The organism is Pantoea sp. PvP021, assembly GCF_054056055.1.
The window spans coordinates 153,249-176,353 of the sequence record NZ_JBSRXX010000010.1; the positions used below are offsets into that span (position 1 = coordinate 153,249).

The 23,105-nt window shown below is 57.1% G+C and carries 20 protein-coding genes; 9 read left to right on the forward strand and 11 right to left on the reverse strand.

From position 1 onward, the window contains the following. Positions 1–23: 23 nt before the first annotated feature. From ACVKSX_RS20715 to budA, 3 genes are read right to left on the reverse strand one after another with little or no spacing between them, the layout of a single operon-like run. Positions 24–797, reverse strand: a complete 774-nt coding sequence (locus ACVKSX_RS20715; RefSeq protein ID WP_010256854.1) for a (S)-acetoin forming diacetyl reductase — start codon at positions 795–797, stop codon at positions 24–26. 21 nt (positions 798–818) lie between these two features. Beyond that, positions 819–2,498 carry an acetolactate synthase AlsS gene (alsS, locus tag ACVKSX_RS20720; protein ID WP_010256852.1) on the reverse strand — a complete coding sequence of 560 codons (1,680 nt, stop codon included), beginning with the start codon at positions 2,496–2,498 and terminating at the stop codon, positions 819–821. A 14-nt stretch (positions 2,499–2,512) separates the two neighbouring features. After that, entirely contained in the window at positions 2,513–3,295 is a 783-nt protein-coding gene (budA, locus tag ACVKSX_RS20725; protein WP_033781025.1) for an acetolactate decarboxylase, read from the reverse strand. A gap of 104 nt (positions 3,296–3,399) precedes the next feature. Between budA and ACVKSX_RS20730 the strand changes: the two genes are divergently transcribed. Both ACVKSX_RS20730 and ACVKSX_RS20735 read left to right on the forward strand, forming a co-directional pair. Next, the gene (locus ACVKSX_RS20730) at positions 3,400–4,305 is read left to right on the forward strand and encodes a LysR family transcriptional regulator (RefSeq protein ID WP_159227281.1); all 906 of its coding nucleotides are present in this window, start codon (positions 3,400–3,402) and stop codon (positions 4,303–4,305) included. Positions 4,306–4,376: 71 nt separating this feature from the next. After that, the gene (locus ACVKSX_RS20735) at positions 4,377–4,622 is read left to right on the forward strand and encodes a hypothetical protein (protein ID WP_010256845.1); all 246 of its coding nucleotides are present in this window, start codon (positions 4,377–4,379) and stop codon (positions 4,620–4,622) included. Between the two features lie 50 nt (positions 4,623–4,672). On the opposite strand, the gene ACVKSX_RS20740 is transcribed toward ACVKSX_RS20735, so the two are convergent. The 4 genes from ACVKSX_RS20740 to ACVKSX_RS20755 form a co-directional block, all read right to left on the reverse strand. Further along, entirely contained in the window at positions 4,673–7,717 is a 3,045-nt protein-coding gene (locus ACVKSX_RS20740) for an efflux RND transporter permease subunit (RefSeq protein ID WP_354439320.1), read from the reverse strand. Next, positions 7,714–8,847, reverse strand: coding sequence for an efflux RND transporter periplasmic adaptor subunit (locus ACVKSX_RS20745; protein WP_354439318.1), 1,134 nt, complete (start codon positions 8,845–8,847; stop codon positions 7,714–7,716). Before ACVKSX_RS20745 ends, ACVKSX_RS20740 begins: the two co-directional genes overlap by 4 nt. A gap of 93 nt (positions 8,848–8,940) precedes the next feature. Further along, on the reverse strand, positions 8,941–10,110 hold the full coding sequence (locus ACVKSX_RS20750; RefSeq protein ID WP_033770228.1) for a sensor histidine kinase: 1,170 nt from the start codon (positions 10,108–10,110) through the stop codon (positions 8,941–8,943). After that, complete coding sequence (locus tag ACVKSX_RS20755) at positions 10,107–10,805, reverse strand: response regulator (RefSeq protein ID WP_010256840.1); 699 nt, start codon at positions 10,803–10,805, stop codon at positions 10,107–10,109. The genes ACVKSX_RS20750 and ACVKSX_RS20755 overlap by 4 nt, the downstream gene beginning before the upstream one ends. A gap of 129 nt (positions 10,806–10,934) precedes the next feature. On the opposite strand from ACVKSX_RS20755, the gene ACVKSX_RS20760 reads away from it, so the two are divergent. From ACVKSX_RS20760 to ACVKSX_RS20770, 3 genes are all read left to right on the forward strand, one after another. Continuing rightward, positions 10,935–11,720, forward strand: a complete 786-nt coding sequence (locus ACVKSX_RS20760; RefSeq protein ID WP_022624202.1) for a MipA/OmpV family protein — start codon at positions 10,935–10,937, stop codon at positions 11,718–11,720. An 8-nt stretch (positions 11,721–11,728) separates the two neighbouring features. Beyond that, entirely contained in the window at positions 11,729–11,851 is a 123-nt protein-coding gene (locus tag ACVKSX_RS20765) for a hypothetical protein (protein ID WP_254920079.1), read from the forward strand. Positions 11,852–12,181: 330 nt separating this feature from the next. Then, entirely contained in the window at positions 12,182–13,132 is a 951-nt protein-coding gene (locus ACVKSX_RS20770; protein WP_064689856.1) for an Rpn family recombination-promoting nuclease/putative transposase, read from the forward strand. 114 nt (positions 13,133–13,246) lie between these two features. Here ACVKSX_RS20770 and ACVKSX_RS20775 read toward each other — a convergent pair whose 3' ends face one another. The 4 genes from ACVKSX_RS20775 to ACVKSX_RS20790 form a co-directional block, all read right to left on the reverse strand. Next, positions 13,247–14,125 carry an ROK family protein gene (locus ACVKSX_RS20775; protein WP_346441352.1) on the reverse strand — a complete coding sequence of 293 codons (879 nt, stop codon included), beginning with the start codon at positions 14,123–14,125 and terminating at the stop codon, positions 13,247–13,249. A gap of 241 nt (positions 14,126–14,366) precedes the next feature. Further along, the gene (fabF, locus tag ACVKSX_RS20780; RefSeq protein WP_033759862.1) at positions 14,367–15,650 is read right to left on the reverse strand and encodes a beta-ketoacyl-ACP synthase II; all 1,284 of its coding nucleotides are present in this window, start codon (positions 15,648–15,650) and stop codon (positions 14,367–14,369) included. 237 nt (positions 15,651–15,887) lie between these two features. Continuing rightward, positions 15,888–16,502 (reverse strand): TetR/AcrR family transcriptional regulator, encoded by a 615-nt coding sequence (locus tag ACVKSX_RS20785; protein WP_354439316.1) that lies wholly within the window; start codon positions 16,500–16,502, stop codon positions 15,888–15,890. 144 nt (positions 16,503–16,646) lie between these two features. Next, positions 16,647–18,605, reverse strand: coding sequence for a sigma-54-dependent Fis family transcriptional regulator (locus ACVKSX_RS20790; RefSeq protein ID WP_354439315.1), 1,959 nt, complete (start codon positions 18,603–18,605; stop codon positions 16,647–16,649). A gap of 189 nt (positions 18,606–18,794) precedes the next feature. Between ACVKSX_RS20790 and ACVKSX_RS20795 the strand changes: the two genes are divergently transcribed. From ACVKSX_RS20795 to ACVKSX_RS20810, 4 genes are all read left to right on the forward strand, one after another. Continuing rightward, complete coding sequence (locus ACVKSX_RS20795; protein WP_010256816.1) at positions 18,795–20,258, forward strand: sugar porter family MFS transporter; 1,464 nt, start codon at positions 18,795–18,797, stop codon at positions 20,256–20,258. Then, positions 20,255–21,268, forward strand: a complete 1,014-nt coding sequence (locus ACVKSX_RS20800; RefSeq protein WP_033774013.1) for a Gfo/Idh/MocA family oxidoreductase — start codon at positions 20,255–20,257, stop codon at positions 21,266–21,268. The genes ACVKSX_RS20795 and ACVKSX_RS20800 overlap by 4 nt, the downstream gene beginning before the upstream one ends. Beyond that, positions 21,268–22,047 carry a TIM barrel protein gene (locus ACVKSX_RS20805; protein ID WP_354439313.1) on the forward strand — a complete coding sequence of 260 codons (780 nt, stop codon included), beginning with the start codon at positions 21,268–21,270 and terminating at the stop codon, positions 22,045–22,047. Before ACVKSX_RS20800 ends, ACVKSX_RS20805 begins: the two co-directional genes overlap by 1 nt. 68 nt (positions 22,048–22,115) lie before the next feature. Beyond that, positions 22,116–23,036, forward strand: a complete 921-nt coding sequence (locus ACVKSX_RS20810) for a substrate-binding domain-containing protein (protein WP_124890767.1) — start codon at positions 22,116–22,118, stop codon at positions 23,034–23,036. Positions 23,037–23,105: the final 69 nt, after the last annotated feature.

The window sequence follows — 23,105 nt, forward strand, 5'->3', positions numbered from 1 at the left end:
ATGACGCAGCAGGCGAACGAAGATCAGTTAAACACCATGCCGCCATCAATCAACAGCGACTGACCGGTCATGTAATCGGAGTCAGGACTGGCCAGGTAGGCGACGCAGGCAGCCACATCTTCCGGTTCAGAAAGACGTCCCAGCGTAATGCGTTTCGCAAATTCCTCGGTGCCGTAGCCGGCGGGTTTGCCGGCTGCTTCAGAGATCTGCCGGTCAATCTCTTCCCACATCGGTGTTCTGACAATGCCAGGGCAGAAGGCATTAACCGTGATGCCGGCAGGTGCCAGATCGCGCGCAGCGGTCTGCGTCAGCCCGCGCACGGCAAACTTACTGGAGCTGTAAACCGCCAGCTCCGGATTACCGACATGACCCGCTTGAGAACAGGCGTTGATGATTTTGCCGCCGTGACCTTCTGCAGCAAACGCTTTAATCGCGGCCTGCATGCCCCAGATCACCCCTTTGACATTGACGTTGTAGACCTTGTCGACCACCGCTTCGGTGATCTCAGCAATCGGCGTGGAGGGCGCAATACCGGCATTATTGACGATGACGTCAAAGCCGCCCAGCGTGCGGCGCGCCTCTTCTACCGCTTCCATCACCTGATCACGCTGCGAGACATCGACTTTCAGCGCAATCGCTTTGCCACCCTGCTGGTTGATCTTCTCCGCGACCTGGCGTGCGGTCTCCTGATTAAAATCGGCTACTGCAACCGCCAGTCCATCTTTCGCCAGACGCAGGGCGATCGCTTCACCAATGCCCTGGCCTGCGCCGGTCACAAATGCCACTCTGTTTTTCATCATGATTTCCTTTTTGAGAAATTAAAGAAGCTGGCTCAGATGCAGCTGACCCATCAGCAGCGGGTTGTCGGTGTAATCGACCGGCACCGCGACCACGGCGGGCCCCTGAACATCCATCGCTTTACGCAGCGTCGGCTCCAGCTCTGCCGCACTGGTCACCGCAAAGCCCGCTGCCCCAAACGCTTCGGCATAGGCTTTGAAATCGACCGGCCCAAAATTGACGCCCGAGACGCGGTGATATTTTTTCTCTTCCTGCATCGCCACCATGTTGTAGGCGTTATCGACCCAGACGATGTGCAGAATGTTGGCTTTTAAGCGGACGGCAGTTTCCAGCTCCATGCTGGATTGCAGGAAACCACCATCGCCGGAAACTGAAACCACTTTGCGCTGCGGCTCGACCAGCCAGGCACCAATCGCCCACGGCAGGGCCACACCCATCGTCTGCTGACCGTTGGAGATCATGATCTGACGGGCGCGGAAGCTGTAGAGGTAGCGGGCGATCCAGATGTGGAAGCTGCCCATATCGACGGTAAGGCTGACGTCACTGTTAATAATGTCCTGCATGGCGCGGACAATGCGCAGCGGATGCAGAGCAAACTGATTGAGGCTGGCACCCTGCATCGCCAGCAATTTGCGCTGCTGCTGACGATCCTCAAGGATGGTGGCGGCTTCCGGGGTCAGCTGGAGTGGGGCAGTGATACGCGCGGCGAGTTTACGCACCGTGGCGGCGATATCACCCACCAGTTCTGCATCCGGCAGATAGCGGTTGTCGGTCTCAGCGGGTATTACGTCGATATGAATCAGGGTGGCGTTACCGCTGTTCCACATCGCCGGTTCATATTCCACCGGGCTGTAGCCGATGGTGACGATCAGGTCAGCCTGTTGCAGCAGCCTGTCGCCCGCCTGGTTGTTAAACAGCCCGACGCGCCCGGCGAAGCGTGAGAAGTGATCCTGTCTGACCGCTCCTGCTGCCTGATAGGTGCTGGTAACCGGAATGTGACTGCGTGTCAGCAGCTCATGAATCGCTTCGCTGTTCTCTGTCTGGCTCGCCATTAATCCCAACAGGATGACCGGATTTTTAGCCCCGGCGATAGCTTCGCTGACGGCGTCGATCATTGAGTCAGGTGCGGCGCCCAGTACAGGGCGGCCTTTGCTGCTCAACGCTTTGCCGGTAACCGGCTGATCGACAATATCCTGTGGCAGGCTGATAAAGGCACCGCCGCCCCGGCCATGTTCGGCGTGGCGAAACGCATTCGACAGGCATTCAGAAAGTGCAGCGGGGTCGGTGACCTCAACCGCATATTTAGTGATTGGGCGAAACATTGAAACCGTGTCCATGCTCTGATGAACCTGCTTGGCGCTGTCGGAGCGCTTCACCTGACCGCCGATAGCCACCACCGGATCGCCTTCGCTGGTGGCGGTGGCCATGCCGGTGATCAGGTTGGAGCAGCCCGGCCCGGAGGTGACCAGCGCCACGCCCGCATTGCCGGTAAGGCGGCCCACTGCGGCGGCCATAAATGCAGCGTTAGCTTCGTGGCGAACCGGGATGGTCTGGATGGAGGAATCCAGCAGTGAGTCGAAGACTTTATCAATTTTTGCGCCAGGAATGCCAAAGACGTGGCGGACGCCCTGTGCCTCAAGTTGCGCCACCACCAGGTCAGCGCCACAGGTCCAGAGTGTGGTATCGGTTGGAGTTTTCATCGTCATTCCTCTGATTAGCTTTCTACCGCACGAATCGCGGCGTCAAGATTGGCGGGGTTCAGGTCGGCATTGAGAAAATCGCTGTCCTGTGGCAAATCCACGACCAGCTTGCTGATGGCACCAAAGGTCAGGGTGCCCTGTTCCAGCGCATAGTCGAGAATGTGGCCGCCGCCTTCGCGGTCGTCGGTAATAAAATGCTCGTGATAGCCCGCAACGTTAATGCCCTGCATATATTGCGGTGTACGGAATCCGATCAGTTCGCCCGCGCGCTGGCTGAAGGCAAAGGTCGGCTGATCGCCCAGCACTTCCGGCATTGAGCGATAGGGACGACACTGGCATGGCACGGTGCGGGTCTCGACGCGACTGAAACGACCGCTGATGCGCAGCGCGCAGAACTGGTTATCGGAGGTGATTTCGTTGTCGATCACCTGATGGATCGCCTCACGCGACATCGGCCGGTCAAATTCATACAGATGCTGCGGTTTAAAAAAGGTCATCACGGCGAACGGAGTTTTCTGCGCCGGATCGGCCGGGTGCGCGCTGCCGTCGGCGTGCAGCTGATAGACCTTGCTATCAAACGCGATCATTTCGCCATCCAGCCGGTTAAAGGTACCCAGGCCGAAATCCCCTTTACGCAGCAGGTCGGCAATACGGACATTGCCGTCGTAAACGCCGCTCAGCAGCGCACTCATTAAAGAGGTCTGATAGATAACGCTTTCTGGTGCATCCTGTGAAAGCGTCAGGACAGTATGTTTTAGTTGATCCTCACAGGAACAATCAGTTACACAATTGCTCATTTGATGCCTCATCGATTAACCGTTAAGCCGTGTTAACCTAATGGTGAACCGATTCAGTCGGTGGGTCCAATAGCGAAACCTGTTAACTTTGAGACGTTTTTGATATGGAACTTCGCCATCTGCGTTATTTTGTTGCCGTAGCCGAGACGCTTCACTTCACTCGTGCCGCCGAGATACTGGGCATATCGCAGCCGCCGCTGAGTCAGCAGATACTGCGGCTGGAGCAGGAAATTGGCACACCGTTGCTGAAGCGCCTGACGCGCGGAGTGGAACTCACCGAAGCGGGCGAAGCGTTTCTGGCGGATGCCCGGCAGATTGTGCAACTGGCCGATCAGGCGCTGGAGAACGCACGCGGTATTGCGCGCGGGATCAGTGGTCAGCTGTCGCTGGGCTTTGCCAGCTCGGTGGCGTTTAATCCACGCATCTTCACCCTGATCCGCCAGTTTAAAGAACGTTATCCGGCGATGGAGCTGCTGACCCGCGAAGAGAATATGTCTTTGCTGATGCAGGATTTACAGGAAGGATTGCTGGATGCCGCTTTTATCCGGCTGCCGTGTGAAAGCAGCAAGGCGTTTAATCTGCGTGTCATCTCCACCGAAAAGATGCTGATTGCGCTGCCGCGCTGCCATCCCCTCAGCGGCACACCCACCGTGGCACTATCCGCGCTGGCGGAAGAAACCCTGGTGATCTTCCCGCGCGACGTCTCGCCCAGCCTGTATGAGTTGATTGTCACTGCCTGTCTGCGGGCGGGCTTTTCGCGCCACACTTTTCAGCAGGCTCCACAGATCACTACGTCGCTGGGCATGGTGGCGGCGGGCTGCGGGATTGCGCTGGTGCCGGAGTCGATGCGCTGCGTCGATAACCCCGGGGTCAGCTTCTGCGATATCGAAAACAACACGCTATTTACCGACGTTGCCTTTGCCTGGCGTCGGCTTCACCCGTCAAAAGCAGTACTGCACCTGCTGGCGCTGCTGGCAGAACAGCCTGCGGCACCAGGCGAAGCGGGTTGATAAGCGCCAGCTATTGAACTGAAAACAATAACCAACTGGCGGCCAGGGACCGGGATGCCAATAATCGGTGCATGACTACATACCGCGTAAGAGTCGGGTTTCACAACCCGTCAGCCCTGACATTCAGGCAACTGGATGAAATTCTGGAGCCGCAGCGATTCTGGAGAACAGATTCGGCGGGCGGCCAGTTCCGCTATTTCATGGAGTATGAGTACCAGTCTGACGTGCGCGATCTCTGCTCGGTCTGCTCGCTGGCCTACAGTCAGGCCTGCAAAGTCAGAAAGTGCCCGCTGATTCTGGTCGAGGTGATGAACTGATCCTTTCCGGCGATCCCGCCGTTCTCAGCACGGGATCGCCGGGTGTTGTTTTAACGTGAGCCGCGCTGCATCAACAGACTTAACGCGGCGGGCAGCACCGTGAGCGTTACCAGCGTACCGCTGATCAGACCGCCAATAATCGCCAGTGCCATGGGCCCCCAGAAAACCTGATGGGCGATGGGGATCATGCCGAGTATTGCCGCACAGGCGGTCAGCAGAATGGGACGTGCACGGTGATGGGCAGCCTGCCGGATTGCCTCACCCGCGGACAGTCCGGCCCGGCTATTCGCATCGACTTCACTGATCATGATCACCGCGTTGCGGATGATGATCCCCGCCAGGGCAATAATCCCCAGCAGTGCCACGAACCCCAGCGGTGTGCCAGCCGACAGCATCGCGGATACGATGCCGGGCAGGCCAAACGGTGCCATGCTCAGCGCCAGCAGCATGCCGGAGAAGCGTTGCAGCTGAATCATCAGCAAGACCAGCATGACGCAGATCGTCACCGGCAGCAGAGCAAACACTGAACCGTTGCCTTTATCCGATTCGGCTGCCACGCCACCTTCTTCAATACCGTATCCGGCCGGCAGCGAGGCGCGCAGGTCGGCGACGGCTGGTGCGAGCTGCTGCGAGACCTGTTCAGCCCGCTGACCGGGCGCAATATCGGTCTGTACGGTGATGTAAGCCAGCCGCTGACGTCGCCATATTACCGGGTCATCCACTCCCCAGTTCAGCGTTGCTACCTGTCGCAATGGGATTTTCTGTCCGCTGGCATTGGTGATCATCAATCCTGCCAGTGTGTCAGTGTCCTGCCGCTCCGGGTCATTGCTGCGCAGCACGACGTCGATCAGACGGTTACGATCGCGCAGGGTGGTCACCACGCTGCCGGACATCAGAGTATTCAGTGCGGTGGCTATCGTTTCGGAAGAGAGTCCGGCTGCGCGGGCTGCGGTCTGGTTCACCGCCAGCGTCATGACCCGTTCTGGCTCTCCGGCGGTAAGATTGACCTCGCGAGTCAGCGGTGAGCGGGCGATCAGCGCCGCCAGCCGATCGGCCGCCTGCCGCACCCTGGCATTATCCGGGCCGGTGATGCGATATTTCAGCGGCCAGCCGATCGGTGGCCCCAGCTCCAGCGGCGATACCCGGGTAGTGATATCACTGAAATCCACCGCCAGCTTCTGCTCCAGCCTGCTGCGCAGCCGATCGCGTGCCGCCAGATCTTTCGCCACCACCACCAGCTGCGCGATGTTTTCATTATCCAGCAGCACATCCATCGGCAGATAAAAGCGTATTGCGCCCGAGCCAACGTAGCTGGTGTAGTTCGCCACATCCCGATCGTTGCGCAGCATCTGTTCCAGCTGTGCGGTACGGCGGGTGGTTTCAGCCTGGGCTGCACTGGCGGGAAGCGTCAGGCTGACCAGCAGCTCGGGCCGATCCGACGCAGGGAAAAATTCACCCTGCATAAAAGTGGTGGCGTAAAGGCTGACCAGCAGCACCGCCATCGCTGTGCCAATCGTCACCAGCCGGTGACGCAGAATCACCTCCAGTAGCCGGTGATAGCTGCGCGTCAGCACGCCCCGCGGCTTATCGGCCTTGATGTGCCTGGCCGACAGCAGCCAGCAGCCGGTGAGCGGAGAGAAGATGACCGCGACGACCCACGAGCAGAGCAGCGCCAGGGTAATCACCACAAACAATGAGTAGCAATACTCTCCGGCACTGGAGGCGGCGAACCCGACCGGAATGAACCCGGCGATCATTACCAGCGTACCGGTCAGCATCGGAAATGCGGTGGTTTTAAAAGCATAGGTGGCGGCCTGCCACTTGCTGTCGCCCGCTTCCAGTCGCGCCACCATTGCCTCGACAGTGATCATGGCATCATCCACCAGCAGCCCCAGCGCGATGATTAGCGCGCCAAGCGAGATGCGCTGGAGTCCGATGCCTGCCATTAACATGCCGGTAAAGGTCATTGCCAGTACCAGCGGGATCGCCGCCGCAACGACCAGACCGGCACGCAGTCCCAGCGAGACAAAGGAGACGGCTAACACGATGACGATCGCTTCGCCCAGTATCCGGACAAAGCCGCTGACCGCGTTTTTCACCACGGAAGACTGATCGGCCACGCGGGTCATGGTAATACCGTGCGGTAACTGACTGGCCAGCATCTGCATGCGCTGACTGAGCTGCTGACCGAAATCGAGCATGTTGCCGCTGCCGGCCATGGAGATCGCCAGCCCGATAGCCGGAACGCCGTTAATTCTAAACGTCGGCGCCGGAGGTTCGGCAGGTTGCAGGCTGATGGTGGCCAGATCGGTCAGCGGAATAAAACGCTCACCGATATGCAGGGTAATCGCCCGCAGATTTTCAACCGAAGTCAGGGTGCCGCTGACCCGCAGCGCAATATTCTCGCGGTCGGTACGCAGGCTGCCCGCCGGGACGACATCGTTCTGAGCTTTAATGGCGTCGCTGACCTGCTGTAAATCGAGCCCCATGCCGTTCAGCTTGCGCGGCGAAAAGGCGATAACCACCTGCTGCTCCTGTACACCTAACAGGCTGGTTTTACCGATGTCGGGCAGACTGGCCAGATTGCGACGCAGGTTATCGACCCGGTCGCGTAGCTCTCTGGCGGTAAAACCCTCCGCCGTGAAGCCATAAATGGTGCCGAAGGTGTCATCAAATTCGTCGTTAACGGCCGGACCCTGCACGCCCTGCGGCAGTGAAGGGGCAACATCCTGCATCTTTTTACGCAGCTGGTACCAGATGCCGGCCACCTGAGAGGGCGGCGTGTCATCGCGCAGGTTGACATAGATGACGGTTTGTCCGGCGCGGGTTTCGCTCTCAACCGCATCCAGCGACGGGATCTCCTGCACTTTCTGTTCCAGTACGTCAGTGAGCAGTTGCACCGTGGTGTTCACATCAGCGCCTGGCCATTGGGCTGATATTACGGCGGTTTTGATAGTAAACGCCGGGTCTTCATTGCGTGACAGATGTTCATAGCTCAGCACACCCGCCGCCATGACCAGCAGCATGAAAAAGATCACCAGTTGCTGATGCGCCAGCGCCCAGCCGGAGAGGTTAAAGCCAGACGTTTTTTTCATGGAGCCTCCTGCGAAAGCGCCACTTTTTCGCCAGGTTGCAGGGTGCTGACGCCGGCGGTGACGACGCGCTCTCCCGGCTTGATCCCGGCAGTGACGAAGATTTGCTGCGCGTTAAAGCGGGCCAGCACTACCGGACGAAGCTGCAGGCGTGACGCCGCATCAACGACCAGCAGCGCGGGTTTGTCTGCGGAGCGGGTCAGGGCGCTGGCGGGCAGGGCGATGACCGGCGGCTGCGCATCGGGAAGGGTGACAATGACTGTGGCACCGGGTGCCATCGCCTCAGGCGGCTGATTCAGTGAGATGCGCAGCCGCCATGTGCGGGTCTGTGGATCGGCCTGCGGGCTGATGTCACGCACTGTGCCACTGGCCTGCACGCCGGGATCGGCGAGCAGCGTCACTTTCAGCGGTGTCCGATCATCAGGATGCAGCAGCGCAGGCGTTGTCAGGTCAAACACCGCATCGCGTGCATCCCCTGCTGCCAGCGTCATCACATTTTGTCCGGCGCTGACCACCTGACCTGGCTGAACCGTGATGGCGGTGATCCGGCCTGCTGCAGGCGCAGTCAGCTGAGTCCAGCTGAGGTTATCCTGGGCATTTTTCAGAGCCGCTTCGCTGCTGAGACGGCGGAACTGTGCGCTCTGCCAGTCCGCCTGGGCGCTGTCCAGCTGGCTGCGGGCGATGGCCCCTCCGGGCATCAGCAGCCGCATCCGATGCAGGTTAAGCGCGGCGACCCGTTCGGCGGCGCGTGCGCTGTCGAGATCGGCCCGTGCGCTGCTTAGCTGATTGCGTGACTGATCATTTTCCAGCGCTGCCAGCGATTGCCCGGCGCTGACGCGATCGCCCAGCTCAACCGCACGGCTCACCACCCGGCCATCCAGTCTGAAGGCTAGCGCGACCTCTTCATGAGCGCGGATTTCGCCAGTCAGCACCAGCGATGCATCACTGCTGAGCGGTGGAGCAATCACCGATTTAACCGGGCGGAGCGGGGCGGCAGGCGGAGCAGAACTATTGTCCCGGCAACCGGTCATGATGAATACCCCGAGCAGCACGAAGATGATCGGCGCAAAGATGTGAATACCGAAGAGATGACGCCACACCTGGCGGGCAGCATCCGATAAGAAGTCTGTCATAACCGGGTTCCTTTAATGAGTTGTGCTCATTGAACCCGGCATGTGTCCAGAAACGTTCCATGAACCATCAAGAAATGGTCAAGCCAGAACAATTTATCTCGTCGGCAGCGTTATCCCGATCAGCAGACCGCCGTCGGCGGGCAGTGTGGCGTGAAGCGACCCGCCGTGCGCCTCGACAATCGCTTTGGCAATCGACAGTCCCAGACCGCTGCCGCCGGAGTGGCGGGCGCGTGAGGAGTCAGCGCGGGTAAAGCGGTCAAACAATTGCGGCAGGAAGTCCGGCTCCACACCCTGACCATAATCGCGGAAGGTCATTATGATCGCCTGATCGTTCTGGCTGGCCGTGATCAGCAACGCGCCACCGTCGGCAGCGTAGCGCATTGCATTCTCACAGATGATGGTCACTACCTGGCCCAGCCGGAAGGTATCGGCATACAGCCGCAGATCGTTGGGTGATGTCACGCTGATGGCAATCCCCGCCTGTTCTGCCTGCGGCAGAAGCCAGCCGGAGCGCTCGCGCAGTAACTCGCTGAGATTAAACCACTCGCGGTTCAGGGTAAGCTGCCCGGCATCCGCCAGCGACAAGAGATGCAGTTCGTCTGTCAGGCGACTGAGCTGCGTCAGTTGCTTCATGATCATTGCCAGCTGTTGCGGTTCGGCAGGAAAGACGCCATCCAGAATCCCCTGCAGGCGGCCCATCGCCGCCGTCAGTGGCGAGCGAAGCTCATGCGCCATCGCCACATGCGAGGTGCGCAGCTCACGCTCGTAACGCGCCAGCTGCTGCGTCATCTGATTAAAATCTTCAGTAAAACGTACCAGCTCCTGTGGGGCTTCTTTTACGATTACCGCCGATCGGCCAAATTCGCCTTTTGAAACCGCTCGCGCCGCAGTAGCCAGCTGGCTGAACTGCGCCGACAGCGGACGGGCGAAACGCAGCGCCATCAGCACCATAAACGGAATCGTTACCACGACCAGCACGATCACGGTAAGCCAGTCCGACGAGGCCAGCGACGGATCGGAGAAGTTGATGCCCCACCACTGGTCCATAATCTGATGAAAGCGCACAGGATCGCTGGCAGGGTGGTGGCGCAACCGGGTGAACTCATCCAGCAGCGCGGGCGGCATCCGGTAATAGACCCAGTACGCTTGCACTGCGAAGCGCAGCCACATACAGATGGCAATGAGCACCACGCTGCCAATCGCCAGAAACAGCACCCGGATGCAGATCCAGCGCCACAATGAAGTATGCGTATCGTTCTTCATGGCTGTCTGAACCGGTAACCGACGCTGCGCACTGCCGGTAAGACATCAGAGATGCCCGCGGCTTCCAGTTTGCGACGCAGGTTATAGACGTGGGTATCGACCACCCGCTCAAGCGCATCGCTTTCCGGCAGACAGTGCTCCAGCAGAAACAGGCGGGTAAACGGACGCGTCGGAGCGCGCATCAGGGTGACCAACAGGGAAAATTCGGTCGGTGTCAGATCGAGGCGGCGCGGTGAAGCACTGTCGCTATCGACCACTGCGGTGAGCGCCACCGGGTCCACCACTAAACCCGCCCAGCGCAGGGTTTCTGCAGCGGGTACCTGACTCTGCTGGCTACGGCGCAGTACTGCCTGAACGCGCGCCACCACTTCGCCCGGATGATAGGGTTTGACCACGTAGTCATCCGCGCCATAGCGCAGTGCGCCGATGCGGTCCGGCGCATCACCCATCGCGGTTACCATGATCACCGGGGTATCGTCACGACGTCGCAGCGCTGCCAGCACTTCAGTGCCGTTCATGCCGGGCAGCATGATATCCAGCAGGATCAGATCGGGCTGCCAGCGTCTGGCGGCATCCAGCCCGCCTGGCCCATCACCGGCAATCATGACCTCATAATTTTCACGTTTCAGGTAGGCCTCAAGTACGCCCGCCGCATCAGCATCATCTTCAATAATCAGTACACGTTTTGACTGCATTTTCGGATCACCTTGACTGTTTCTTCATAAATCCCTGGTCGTTAATTGACACTCGCCTCGCATACTCCGGCCATTGACGCGGCTCTGAACCCCTCAGCTCCGCACCTGATGTGATAATGAGGAAACGTGATGATAACCGGAAAAATAACGCTGCACATGGTCTGTTTTTCGCTGGGATTCAGTGCCGCGACTGCCATGGCTGATGAGACTACGCCGCCGCCAAGCGTCACGCTGGGCATTGCAGGTATCAATGCACCACGCTATAGCGGCGCCGATAAGCAGCACTGGCAGCTGATGCCGGTGATCCAGGCACGCGACGGGGCCTTCTTTTTAGACTCACAGAAAGGCATTGGCTATGACCTGCAGGCAGATAATGGACTGTATCTGGAACATACGCTGGGCTACGGGCTGGGCCGTTCTGACCAGAATTCATCCTGGCGAGATGGGGATGACCGGCTCAGAGGCATGGGGAACATCGACGCAACGATGAACACCGCGCTGGCGCTGGGATGGTCGGTAACGCCGTGGCTGGTGCTGGAGGGCAAAGCGACGCTGCCATTAAGTGATAGTCAGGGTGTGCAGTACCGGACTTCCGTAACCCTGATCCCCTGGCAGACCAGTGACGATACCGTGGCACTGCAGGTGGCGGGACTGTTTGGCGACGGGCGTTATATGAATACCTGGTATGGCGTTAACAGCAAGCAAAGTGCGCGCAGCGGATTTGAACGCTATGACGCCGCGGGTGGATTTTATGGCACCGACACCAGCCTGACCTGGAGCCATCAGTTCACGCCTGCCTGGGCTGCCAGTGTGATCGGTGACTACAGCTGGCTGGATAAGCATGCTTCAGATAGCCCCATCGTTGCACGGCACAACGGCGCATCGGCCACCCTGGCATTGAGCTACACCTTCTGAATGGCACCATGAAGAAAAGTGAGATGCGCAGCCACCGCCTTTTGCTTGCGGCACTGATTCTGTTGTATGTCGTGGTCTATACCCTGACAGGCGTGGCGCTTAGCCTGTTGGATGCGCCGGGACGGGGATAGGGAGCGAGCGGTATAAACAGCGTGATCGGGCTGGTTATGCCGTGACTTAAATAGAAAATTAACTTTTCGTAAAGCGGTTCAGACATTAATGGTCAGCGTTAGAAGTTTCGGGTACATCCGGAGGTTTTAATTATCGCTATATAAATTGATTAAGGTGGTTAATTTAGATTGCGTCATAATGCATCTTGCTAATAAATTTTTTAAAAGAGCATGGGTGTAGTTAATCTATATGGATTGGGCAAGATTTAAATATTATAAATTAAAATGTGATCTATTAAGATAGCCTCTTCGCTGTGGTAGCAGCGCATGGAATTTACAGGGGCTGAACTGATGAAAAATAAAAATAGTGCTACACCTCATGATGCTACTTTTAGACAGTTTCTTACGCATCCGGATGTTGCCAGAGATTTTATGCAGATCTACCTTCCGGAGAAATTGCTTAAAATCTGCGATCTCACCACACTGAAGCTTGAGTCCGGATCATTTGTTGAAGACGATTTGCGTCAATACTTCAGTGACGTTTTGTACAGTCTCAGAACCTCAACCGGTGACGGATATATTCATGTTCTGATTGAACACCAATCCACCCCTGACAGGCATATGGCATTCCGCCTGATACGTTATGCGGTAGCCGCTATGCAGCGCCACCTTGAAGCTGGCCATAAAAAGCTGCCTTTAGTCATACCTGTACTGTTCTATACCGGTAAGCGCACTCCCTATCCGTGGTCGACCCGCTGGTTCGACGAATTCGATGATCCGGTAGTGGCGGAAAGCCTTTATAGAGGCGCCTTCCCGCTGGTGGACATTACGGTCATCCCGGATGATGAGATCATGACTCATCGCAGTATGGCCGCCCTGACGCTTTTGCAGAAACATATTCATCAACGCGACATTGCAAGCCTGACTGACCATCTGGTCACGCTACTCATGGCCGATTATCTTTCTTCACCCCAGGTGATGACGCTGATACACTATTTACTGCAGGCTGGTGAGTCAGCTGACTACGAAGCTTTCGTTCGCGAACTGGCACAGCGGGTGCCACAACACGGAGACGCACTGATGACCATCGCACAGCAGCTTGAACAAAAAGGGATCGAAAAAGGTCGCGCAGAAGGTATCGAGCTTGGTGAACGGCGTGGTATTGAGAAAGGTCGTACTGAAGGACAGCGTGAAGCTACCCTGAAAATTGCGCGCACTATGCTACAAAACGGCCTTGATCGTAAAACTGTCATAGAAATGACCGGCCTGACGTCAGACGATCTGGCGCAAATACGACACTAATATAAACAAGAGTAAACCCGGTCATGACCGGGTTATCGTTTTGAATACCGCACCAGATAAATCATCATAATTATCAGAAAGGTGTAACCTGCATACGTCCTGAACTACAAGCCATTATTTGTCTGGCTGACGCTGCAGGAAATTCCAGGTTGCGCCCAACATGCCGGAGTCGTTGCCGTAGGTCGCGGTATCAATGCGGATATCAAGATCATATTTTGCCAGTTGCTCTGCCAGTTCCTCGAGGAACGGTTCCCGCTCGGTAATTCCACCACCGATAAATATCATCTGCGGATCGAACACGCTGAAGAGGTTATATAAGCAGGCTGCAAGATCCTGGTAGAATTTATTCACCACCTGCTGCGCGGCTTCTTCTTTGCGCTCGTATGCGTCAAAGACATCTTTACCCGTGACGTCGTCGGAAGATTTTTCGATGAGCTGGCTGTAATTCTCCCGAAGCGCCGTCATGGTACAACTCTGGCTCATGGTATGGCGTTCAATATTGCTGCTGGTGGGGCGCGAAGTCAGCAGACAGCCAAACTCGCCCGCGCGGTTACGACCGCCCCGGATCAGCGCGCCGTTGCAGAAGGCCGCTCCGCCTAATCCTGTGCCGATAGTTAACATCAGAAAATCACTGAGTTTTTTTGCTTTGCCCAGCCACTGTTCAGCCAGTAAGGCGCAGTGGGCGTCATTTTCGACCGTGGCAGGCAGTGAGGTTTTTTCCGTCAGCCACTGGCTCAGATGAAACTGGTCGAAGTCCCGAATGGTGCCACCCATGGCGATATATCCAGCTTCTGCATCAATATAACCGGGCGTGCTGACGGCGATGCCAGCACAGCCGGGATTTTTCTCCAGCCAGGCCAGGATCGCATCAAGTATTTTGTCGCGTGAATTATGGGAAATATCAGCACTCTCACTGGTCAGAATATTTCCCTGCTCATCGATCACGCCCATTTTTAAAGAGGTACCACCAATATCGAAAGCTGCAATCTTCATTAACGTTCTCTGAGGTTGTTTTCATCCGATTAATTGTAGTGCTGAAAGAAAAAGGGCAGGAGGTCTGGCGGAGGCAATTTTGTCAGGAAAGGTACAGATTTATAAAGCGAGTGTTGTACAGAGGGTGTTTTGATAAACCCCGGCACACAGGGAACAGCTGTGCATGATTTTTAAGGACGTCCGATGTATTACCCGCGCTGAGAGGGTGTCTGGCAGCGCGGGCTTAATCGTCACTCTGAAGTCATTGCCACTTACGCAACAGGAGACTGGCGTTGACGCCGCCAAAACCAAAACCGTTCGACATGGCATAAGTCAGCGCCGTGGGACGTGCATTGAGCGCCACCAGGTCAAGATTGCCTGCGGCTTCATCGGGATGATGGAGGTTCAGCGTCGGCGGAATAAGCTGCTGCCGCAGCGCCATCAGGGTGAATATCGCCTCAACGCCGCCTGCCGCACCCAGCAGATGGCCGGTGGCGGATTTAGTTGAGGCGATCGCGACCTGCGAATCATCGCCAAACACTGCGCGAATAGCCGCCAGCTCACCGTGATCGCCAACCTGAGTTGAGGTTGCGTGTGCGTTGATATGCTGGACGTCCTCCGGGCTGATGCCCGCCTGGCGCAGGGCGGTTCTCATCGCCCGCGCAGCCCCGCTGCCATCCTCCGGACCCGCGGTTAAGTGGTATGCATCGGCGCTGGTGCCATAGCCGACTATCTCCGCCAGCGGCGTCGCACCGCGTGCTTCGGCATGAGCCAGCGACTCAATCACCAGCAGGCCTGCACCTTCGGCCATCACAAAGCCGTTTCTGTCACGATCAAACGGACGTGAGGCATGGTGCGGCTGATCTTCATAGCCCACACATAGCGCACGTGCAGCCGCGAAACAGCCCAGCGTGACGCGATCCAGCGCCGCTTCTGTGCCGCCACAAATAGCAATGTCCGCTTCACCGCTTCTGATCAGCCTGGCTGCATCACCAATTGCCTGAACTCCCGCCGCACAGGCGGTAACGGGCGCACCCAGCGGGCCGGTGAAGCCGTGTTTGATTGAGACATGACCCGCGGCCATGTTGGCCAGAAACGAAGGTGCTGTAAAGGGTGAGAGCCTGCGCGGGCCGCGTGCATCGGTGGTGCGCACCGCGTCGGCTATGGCACCAAAGCCGCCGACGCCTGAAGCAATAATCGTCGCGGTACGTTCACGCGTCGCCTCATCTTCAGGATGCCAGGCCGCCTGATTCAGCGCTTCTTCTGCTGCCAGCAGCGCGAATTCTATAAAGCGCGACATCTTTTTACGCTCTTTCGGCGCAATGAACGCCTCGGGGTCGTAACCTGCCAGCGGATCTTCATCGATGCCCGGCACGCTGCCACCTACTGAAATACCGGTGCCAGCAGTAAGCGTATCGGGAAGGGTACGTATACCTGATTCTCCTGCCGTTAATCGCCGCCAGACGGTTTCAACGCCACAACCCAGTGGCGAAACGATGCCCGCGCCGGTAATGACAATGCGTTGTGATGAGGCTAAGTGACTCATTGGATTACTCCCGTAGAGAGTCCGGACAGTGATTGAAATGCTGCCGCAGACAATGGATACACGCCTTGAGCGCGGAAGGTGAGACCCTGCGTAGAATGGTGCGATGGACGAACGCAGGGATGGAATAGAGCAGAGAGAGATAAGCTTAGCAGCATCAGAATCCTGAGCGATAACCAGACAGAGTGCTATCGTTGCTCTTGTGACTAAATAAGTCAATAGTCACATCATGCGCAATGTTCAGGGCGCAAGGCTACGTAACACCAGCGCTGCCAGTTGTGCAGAGGCTTCTTCAGCGTCATCAAGGCTGTACTGCAGCAGTACCGGACTGGCGTAGGGTTTGATCACCCGATAGATTGCCTCCGCCGCTTCGTCAGCCGGGGTTTTACGCTCAAACTCACCTGCTTCACGCCCCCGGCGCAGGATCTGCTGAATCAGGCTGAGCAGTCGTTCTTCATGCGCCATCGCCGATGGCCAGCGGTCACGCGACGCGACGGCAGCAATATCATAGAGTTTACGTTCGTGAAAAAAGAGTTCAGTGCCGGTGACGGAAAGCGTGCGGAACAGTCGCCGCAGTTGTTCCGATGCTCCAGGCGCATCGGCGATAGCGACTTCGACGTGCTGCATAATCATCGCCAGCCGGGTGGAGCAGATCACTTCGCCAATCGCCTGTTTTGATTCAAAAAATTTGTAGATATACGCTTTGGAAAAGCCGATAGCACGGGCGAGATCGGAGACGGTGGTTTTTTCGTAACCATAATGCGCGAAGTGCTGCATGGCAGCATCGACAATCTGGTCACGCACATTGTGCCCGAGCGGGCCGCGTGTGCCATTTTCCGTTACGGATTGAGTCATTGTCAGAACCTGGCAGATCAAAGGTGGGTGAAAAAATTCAGTGACCACTGTTAGGGGTGGTCACATTTTAGGCCCTGATGCGATCAAAAGCCATATTTTGAACGGGCTGAATGTATGCTGGTGTTGCTGAGTGCCACCAGCCGGTTATTGGCGCAGCGTATCTATAGAGATATTCCACTGATTGAGCTTGTTATAGAGCGCCGTGCGAGAAATGCCCAGCAGCTTAGCGGACTGCCGCAGATTACCCCCCTGCGCGCGAAGGGTCTGCAGGATGCAGGCTCGTTCATTATCCTGCAACAGGCTGCTGGCCGCTGGTCTGTTTTCGGCTGCGCGCGTCACCATCGCTGGCGGCAAATCGGCAAGGTCGATGATGCTGCTCTGGCAAAGATTAACGATCCGCTCGACCAGATTTTCCAGCTCGCGCACGTTGCCGGGCCAGTGCCATGCCTGCAGGGCGTTCATTGCTTCAATGCTCACCTGCGGAGGCGTTTTATTCAGCCGCTGACACAGGGCGTGAATGAAGGTATTCACCAGATCAGGAATGTCGCTCTGGCGTTCACGCAGGGCAGGGATGGTCAGGGAGATAACATTGAGGCGATAGAACAGGTCACGGCGGAAAGCACCCTGTTCCACTGCACTGAGCAGATCGCAATGGGTTGCCGCCACGATGCGGACATCCACTTTCAGCGGATGCGCCGCTCCGATGCGCAGCACCTCACTCTCCTGCAGCACGCGTAGCAGGCTGGTCTGTGCCTCCAGTGGCATTTCGCCAATCTCATCCAGAAACAGCGTGCCACCGTCGGCCAGCTCAAATTTACCTGCCGAACCGCCGCGCCGTGAGCCGGTGAACGCGCCATCGACGTAGCCGAATAGCTCACTCTGCACCAGGTCACGCGGCAGTGCGCCGCAGTTAACCGCGACAAAGGACTCATGCGCCCGGCTGCTGGCATTGTGGATCGCCTGAGCAAACAGCTCTTTACCGGTTCCGCTTTCACCGGTCAGCAGAACGGTACTGTCACTGCGACTGCTGGCGCGGGCATCCTGAAGAGCCTTCTGCAGCGTGGGTGCCTGACCACGAATCATCTCAAAGGTATAGCTGGCGCTGACGCCGAGCACACGACGGGTAATGGCACGGATGCGCTGATTTTCCCGCAGCGACAGGATGCGACCGCCGTCCGGTGCCGGCATCAGCGAGACCAGGCATGAAACACTGGGTCTGCCATCGGGGCGGAACACCATCTCGCGGTCATTACAGCAGGGCAGTGTGAGCAATGAACCGGACTGGGGCTGCAGCACCTGATCGATCAGGGCGTTGTCGGTATCAATACCGGCAAAGATCTGACGAGCGTAGCGGTTCAGGGTTTTGATGCGCCCGTCGCGGTCGCAGACCACAACGCCCTCATTCAGGGTCTCCAGTATCGACTGCTGCTCGGCCAGCAGACGGCGTAAGGTGAGTTGCTGGCCAATTGCCTCTGCGGCAGCCTGCACGGTGCCCAGCGTATGGGCACTGAAATTGTCAGGCGTGGCGGTCAGCGTCAGTACGCCGGTCATACGACCGCTGGCATCACGGATAGGAGCTGCGGCGCACTGCCGGTTACGTTCACGCAGCGCGATTTTCCAGTTTTCTCCGCTGAGTACATAGACCAGCCGCTGCTCGCGCAGGCAGCGCGCGGTGCAGTTGGTGCCGAGCACCTCCTCACGCAGGATGCTGCCGACCGGAGTCAGGTCGCTGCCGCAAAAACTCAGTACGATGCCTTGCGCATCTGTGAGATTGATATGACCATCGGGATTGTAAGCCAGCAGGTTCTCCATCACGCTATGCGCCACAGTAATCAGCTCACTGTTATGACGCAGAACGGCGGCCAGCTTCGTTGGATCGGAGGCACTGTACTCAAAAGATACCGGATCGATGCCATGTTCGTGCGAGCGGTTCCATGACTGCAAAATACTGCGGCGGATCCAGCGCGGCTGTTCACCCTGGCTAAATGCCTGCCAGCCCCGGGCAAACCGAGCTTCCCACTGTGCCGCATCACCGCCTTCCGGCAGGCTGAATATGGCATCGCTCTCTTCTTTATTAGGCAGCAAATCATGCAAAGATTGCATTTCACTCTCTCGTGGTCGATGGAATGTCCATTTTAATGACATGTTAAGTTGACATGTAAATTTTATTTTCAATTCTGATGTGCCATCTGCGAGCGCGTTCACATAAAAGCCCGCTTTAAAACTGGCATCCACTTTGCAACGCTGACACTAACTCTCACCTGTCAAAAACAATGGGAAAGTTAAGGTGTTATGCGTAAACATAATCTGAAGTTGTTGCTGTTCATCTGTTCCATCGCCTCATTGAGCGGGGTGATCCTCGGTTATGACGCCTCAGTGATTTCCGGCGTTATTGAGCCATTAACGGAACACCTTGCGCTAACGCCGTGGCAAAGTGGATGGGCTGTTTCAAATGTCATTCTCGGCTGTATCGTCGGCGCTGGCTGTGTCGGCGCGATCTCAGATCGGATCGGGCGTAAACCTACACTTGTGATCACCGCGCTGTTGTTTGCCGTGTCTGCGGTGGGTTCTGCGCTGGCAGATTCACTAACCGGTTTTGTGATTTACCGACTGGTGGGTGGCCTGGCGGTCGGGATGGCGTCGGCAATTACGCCGCTCTATATCGCAGAGGTCTCACCTAAGGACTGGCGAGGGCGCATGCTTGGGCTGCAGCAGATGCTGATGGTTGGCGGTCAGGTCACGGTCTATGTGGTGAACTACCTGATTGCACGCGGTATGCCCCATGCCTGGATAGTCAGTGAAGGCTGGCGCTGGATGCTGGCGTCGGGTGTGGTGCCTTGCCTGCTGTTTCTGGCACTGGTGCCCTTTATGCCGGAATCACCACGCTGGCTGGCGTTAAACGGCAAGCGTGAACGCGCGCTGGCAGTGCTGACCCGGCTTTCGACGCCTGAACATGCGCGGCGTTTGCTGGCAGAAATCAGTGCGCCGGACGCGGATTCTGTTACCCGTCAGCAGGGAACCCGTCTGCTCCGCGACGCCAGAATGCGTTACATCCTGCTGATCGGCTGCGCGATTGCGATTCTGCAGCAGGTTTCGGGCATCAACATCCTGCTGTATTACGCACCGTCGCTGCTGCAGAACATCTCACCGGATACACAGACCTCCCTCTATCACAGCATTTTCCTCGGACTGGCGCTGCTGGTCGGAGTAGCGTTTTGTCTGAACGCAGTGGATCGCTGGGGACGGACGCGTCTGCTGCGCTGGGGAGCGCTGGGTTGCGCTGTCAGCCTGGTGATTACCGCCTGGGCCTTTATAGCGCAGATCGGTGGCCTGCTGCCGGTTGTGGGCCTGGTGGCGTTCGTACTGATTTTTGGTATGTCATGGAGTCTGGGTGCCTGGCTACTGATCTCTGAAATATTTCCCAACCGGATTCGTGCCGTCGCGATGGGCTACGCCTTTTCTTCGATGTATCTCGCCAATTTCATCGTTACTCAGACTTTCCCGATGATGAACCGTAGCCGTTTGCTGATGGATCACTTCCATGGTGCTTTTCCACTGATGCTCTGCGCCGCTGGCTGCCTGGTGGCCTTCTGGTTTGTAAAACGTTTTCTGCCTGAAACCCGAGGCATCTCACTGGAGCACATCGAGCCGCTGATGCTTTCAAAATCCCGTCGTTTTGCCGCCAAAGCGCAGGCGACATCCGGACACCCTATTCAGCCTGACTGGGCTGACAACAAAAAACAGGAGCAGTTATGAACCTTAAAACAGTACGAGTGGGATTGATCGGTGCTGGCCGCATGGGCAGTTTTCATGCAGAGAATCTGGCGCTGCGGGTGCCTGGGGCACGGCTGACAGCGGTCGCCGACCTGCAACCCGGCGCAGCGCAGCAACTGGCAGACCGGCTGGGGGTGGAGAAAGACTATACCGATATCCAGGCGTTACTCAATGACAGCGAAATCGATGCCGTTGCTATTGCTACGCCGGCTCGCACTCACGCCGAACTGGTGATCGCTGCAGCCCGGGCTGGCAAGCACGTGTTCTGCGAAAAACCGATGGCGGTAACGCTGGATGAGGCAGATCGGGCTATTGCCGCCGCACAGGATGCGGGCGTTGTGTTGCAGGTCGGCTTCAATCGTCGATTCAGTGCAGGCTTCGCCGCAGCTATTGAAGCTGTCAGAGCAGGCACCAATGGCACCACCCAGCTAAGCCGTTCGGTGACACGCGACCCTGGCCTGCGCGATCCGGCCCCGATCCCGCAGTGGACCATCTTCCTTGAAACCTTAATCCATGACTTCGACACCCTGCTGCACTTCAATCCGGGTTCCCGGCCGGTTGAGGTCTATGCGCTGGCTGATGCGCTGGTGCGTCCCGATTTTAAAGATAAGGGATTACTTGATACCGCGGTGGTGACCATCCGCTTTGATAACGGTGCCATTGCCACTGCGGAAGCCAACTTCCAGGCAGTTTACGGTTATGACGTTCGCGGTGAGGTCTTTGGCAGTAAAGGTATGCTGCAGGCTGGCAACATCAATCAGGACAACTGTGTGCGCTATCATGCCGAGGGTATTGCCATCGCAACGTCTCGAATGGATACCGATCTGCTGCGTGAGGCCTATGTTGCTGAAATGGCAGAATTCGCCCGCGCGATTCTGCACGGTGACACGCCGCGCGCTACTGGCACTGATGCGCGTAACGCGCTGGAAATTGCGCTGGCCTGTATTGAATCGGTGCAGCAACGCAAACCCATTCTGTTGGGAGAACGCTAATGGCCGGTTATCAGCTTTCAGTCTGTGCGGAGATGGTGTTTCTCGAACTGCCTTTTATCGCGCGTGTTGAGCGGATTCATGCGCTGGGATTTGGCGTGGAGATCTGGAACTGGGCCAACAAAGATATCGACGCGTTGGTGGCGACAGGTGCGCGTTTTACCTCCATGACCGGCTACCTCAACGGTAACCTTACTGATGATGATGAGATTGCAGAGTTGCTGCATAGCGCAGAAACCTCACTGGCGATTGCAGATCGTCTGAACTGCCCGAGCCTGAATCTGCATGGCACCGGGCTGGATGCTCACGGCCAGGCGGTTCGTCCGGTTGAGGTGGTTACCGGTGAGATGTGGCTTAAAGCGGCCGACACCCTGCGGCGTGTCGCTGCGCTCGGCGAGCAGGCCGGGCGGGTATTTACTCTCGAAAACCTTAATCTGGCAGTTGATCATCCGGGTACGCCGTTCGCACGGGCTGCCGATACGCTGGCGCTGGTCGAAGCGGTCAACAGCCCGGCACTGAAGATGAATCTGGACCTCTATCACGCCCAGATTGGAGAGGGCAACCTGATAGAGCTGATACGACGCTGCGGCCCCGCTATCGGTGAAATCCAGGTGGCTGATGTGCCGGGGCGCATTCAGCCTGGCACCGGGGAAATTAACTATCGCGCCATTGCCCGTGCGCTGGAGCAGGTCGGCTATTGCGGCGTCGTTGCGCTGGAGGGCTGGGCCGAAGGCGACAGCGAAACAGCCCTGGCACAGTTCCGCGATCACTTTACGTTGTGAGCTCTGCCGCCGGGTATTTGCCTGTTGCCCGGCGGTTCTATCAATAATAAACCCTACAGGATTACGCGATGAAAACCAAAATGTTAGCACTGCTGCTCAGCCTGATGATCAGCGTTACCGCCTGGGCTAAAACACCTAAAATTGGTGTCGCACTGGCTAATTTCGATCTTAACTTCGTATCGATTCTGCGGACGCAGATGGTGGATGAGATAAAAGCGCTGAAAATGGATGGGCAGTTCGTCGATGCCAAAGGGGATGTAGCTCTTCAGGTACAGCAGGTTGAAGACTTTATCAATCAGGGCGTGGATGCCATTATTCTCAACCCGGTCGATACACAGGGCGTACTGCCGATGGTGAAAGCGGCAGAAGCGGCGGGCATTCCGCTGGTGTTTGTTAACCGTAAACCGGAAGTGAAATTACCGTCCAGTATGGCCTATGTCGGTTCTGACTCTGCCCTGGGGGGTGAGATGCAGATGGAAGCGCTGGCAAAACAGATGAACTATCGGGGCAATGTCGCCATTTTAATGGGCGCATTATCAAATGAAGAAGCGCGGGAACGGACGCGTGCCGTTGAAGCGGTGATCGCTAAATATAAGCAAATGGCGGTAATCGAAAAACAGACTGCACGCTGGCAGCGTAATGAAGCGGTAGACGTAGTTTCGGGCTGGCTGCTTAATCAGCGACCGATCGATGCAATCGCCGCCAATAATGATGAAATGGCTATCGGGGCTATTATGGCGCTGAATCAGGCGAAAAACAGCCACATTCTGGTTGCCGGGATCGATGGCACGCCAGATGGCCAGCAGTTCGTCAAAAATGGAAAGATGACGCTGACTATTTTCCAGGATGCGAAAGGGCAGGCGACAGGCGCTGTGAAAGTCGTGAAAGCGTTACTGGATAAACAGAAAGTCGAATCACTGAACTGGATCCCCTATAAAATCATTACTCAAAGTAATTATGCGGAGTTTGCTGCCGCTAATCAGCCATAAAAATCGCCGCTAACCTTATGATTCTTTGTCGTTTCATAAATTATTAACCAGCTGCCGGGCAGTGACGCA

Coding starts and splice junctions, on each gene's coding strand:
- ACVKSX_RS20770 (WP_064689856.1), top strand. CDS start 12,182: ATGAAAAATAAAAATAGTGCTACACCTCATGATGCTACTTTTAGACAG.
- ACVKSX_RS20745 (WP_354439318.1), bottom strand. CDS start 8,847: ATGACAGACTTCTTATCGGATGCTGCCCGCCAGGTGTGGCGTCATCTC.
- ACVKSX_RS20760 (WP_022624202.1), top strand. CDS start 10,935: ATGATAACCGGAAAAATAACGCTGCACATGGTCTGTTTTTCGCTGGGA.
- ACVKSX_RS20800 (WP_033774013.1), top strand. CDS start 20,255: ATGAACCTTAAAACAGTACGAGTGGGATTGATCGGTGCTGGCCGCATG.
- ACVKSX_RS20795 (WP_010256816.1), top strand. CDS start 18,795: ATGCGTAAACATAATCTGAAGTTGTTGCTGTTCATCTGTTCCATCGCC.
- ACVKSX_RS20790 (WP_354439315.1), bottom strand. CDS start 18,605: ATGCAATCTTTGCATGATTTGCTGCCTAATAAAGAAGAGAGCGATGCC.
- ACVKSX_RS20750 (WP_033770228.1), bottom strand. CDS start 10,110: ATGAAGAACGATACGCATACTTCATTGTGGCGCTGGATCTGCATCCGG.
- alsS (WP_010256852.1), bottom strand. CDS start 2,498: ATGAAAACTCCAACCGATACCACACTCTGGACCTGTGGCGCTGACCTG.
- ACVKSX_RS20765 (WP_254920079.1), top strand. CDS start 11,729: ATGAAGAAAAGTGAGATGCGCAGCCACCGCCTTTTGCTTGCGGCACTG.
- ACVKSX_RS20735 (WP_010256845.1), top strand. CDS start 4,377: ATGACTACATACCGCGTAAGAGTCGGGTTTCACAACCCGTCAGCCCTG.
- ACVKSX_RS20740 (WP_354439320.1), bottom strand. CDS start 7,717: ATGAAAAAAACGTCTGGCTTTAACCTCTCCGGCTGGGCGCTGGCGCAT.
- ACVKSX_RS20775 (WP_346441352.1), bottom strand. CDS start 14,125: ATGAAGATTGCAGCTTTCGATATTGGTGGTACCTCTTTAAAAATGGGC.
- budA (WP_033781025.1), bottom strand. CDS start 3,295: ATGAGCAATTGTGTAACTGATTGTTCCTGTGAGGATCAACTAAAACAT.
- ACVKSX_RS20810 (WP_124890767.1), top strand. CDS start 22,116: ATGAAAACCAAAATGTTAGCACTGCTGCTCAGCCTGATGATCAGCGTT.
- ACVKSX_RS20805 (WP_354439313.1), top strand. CDS start 21,268: ATGGCCGGTTATCAGCTTTCAGTCTGTGCGGAGATGGTGTTTCTCGAA.
- ACVKSX_RS20755 (WP_010256840.1), bottom strand. CDS start 10,805: ATGCAGTCAAAACGTGTACTGATTATTGAAGATGATGCTGATGCGGCG.
- ACVKSX_RS20730 (WP_159227281.1), top strand. CDS start 3,400: ATGGAACTTCGCCATCTGCGTTATTTTGTTGCCGTAGCCGAGACGCTT.
- ACVKSX_RS20715 (WP_010256854.1), bottom strand. CDS start 797: ATGAAAAACAGAGTGGCATTTGTGACCGGCGCAGGCCAGGGCATTGGT.
- ACVKSX_RS20785 (WP_354439316.1), bottom strand. CDS start 16,502: ATGACTCAATCCGTAACGGAAAATGGCACACGCGGCCCGCTCGGGCAC.
- fabF (WP_033759862.1), bottom strand. CDS start 15,650: ATGAGTCACTTAGCCTCATCACAACGCATTGTCATTACCGGCGCGGGC.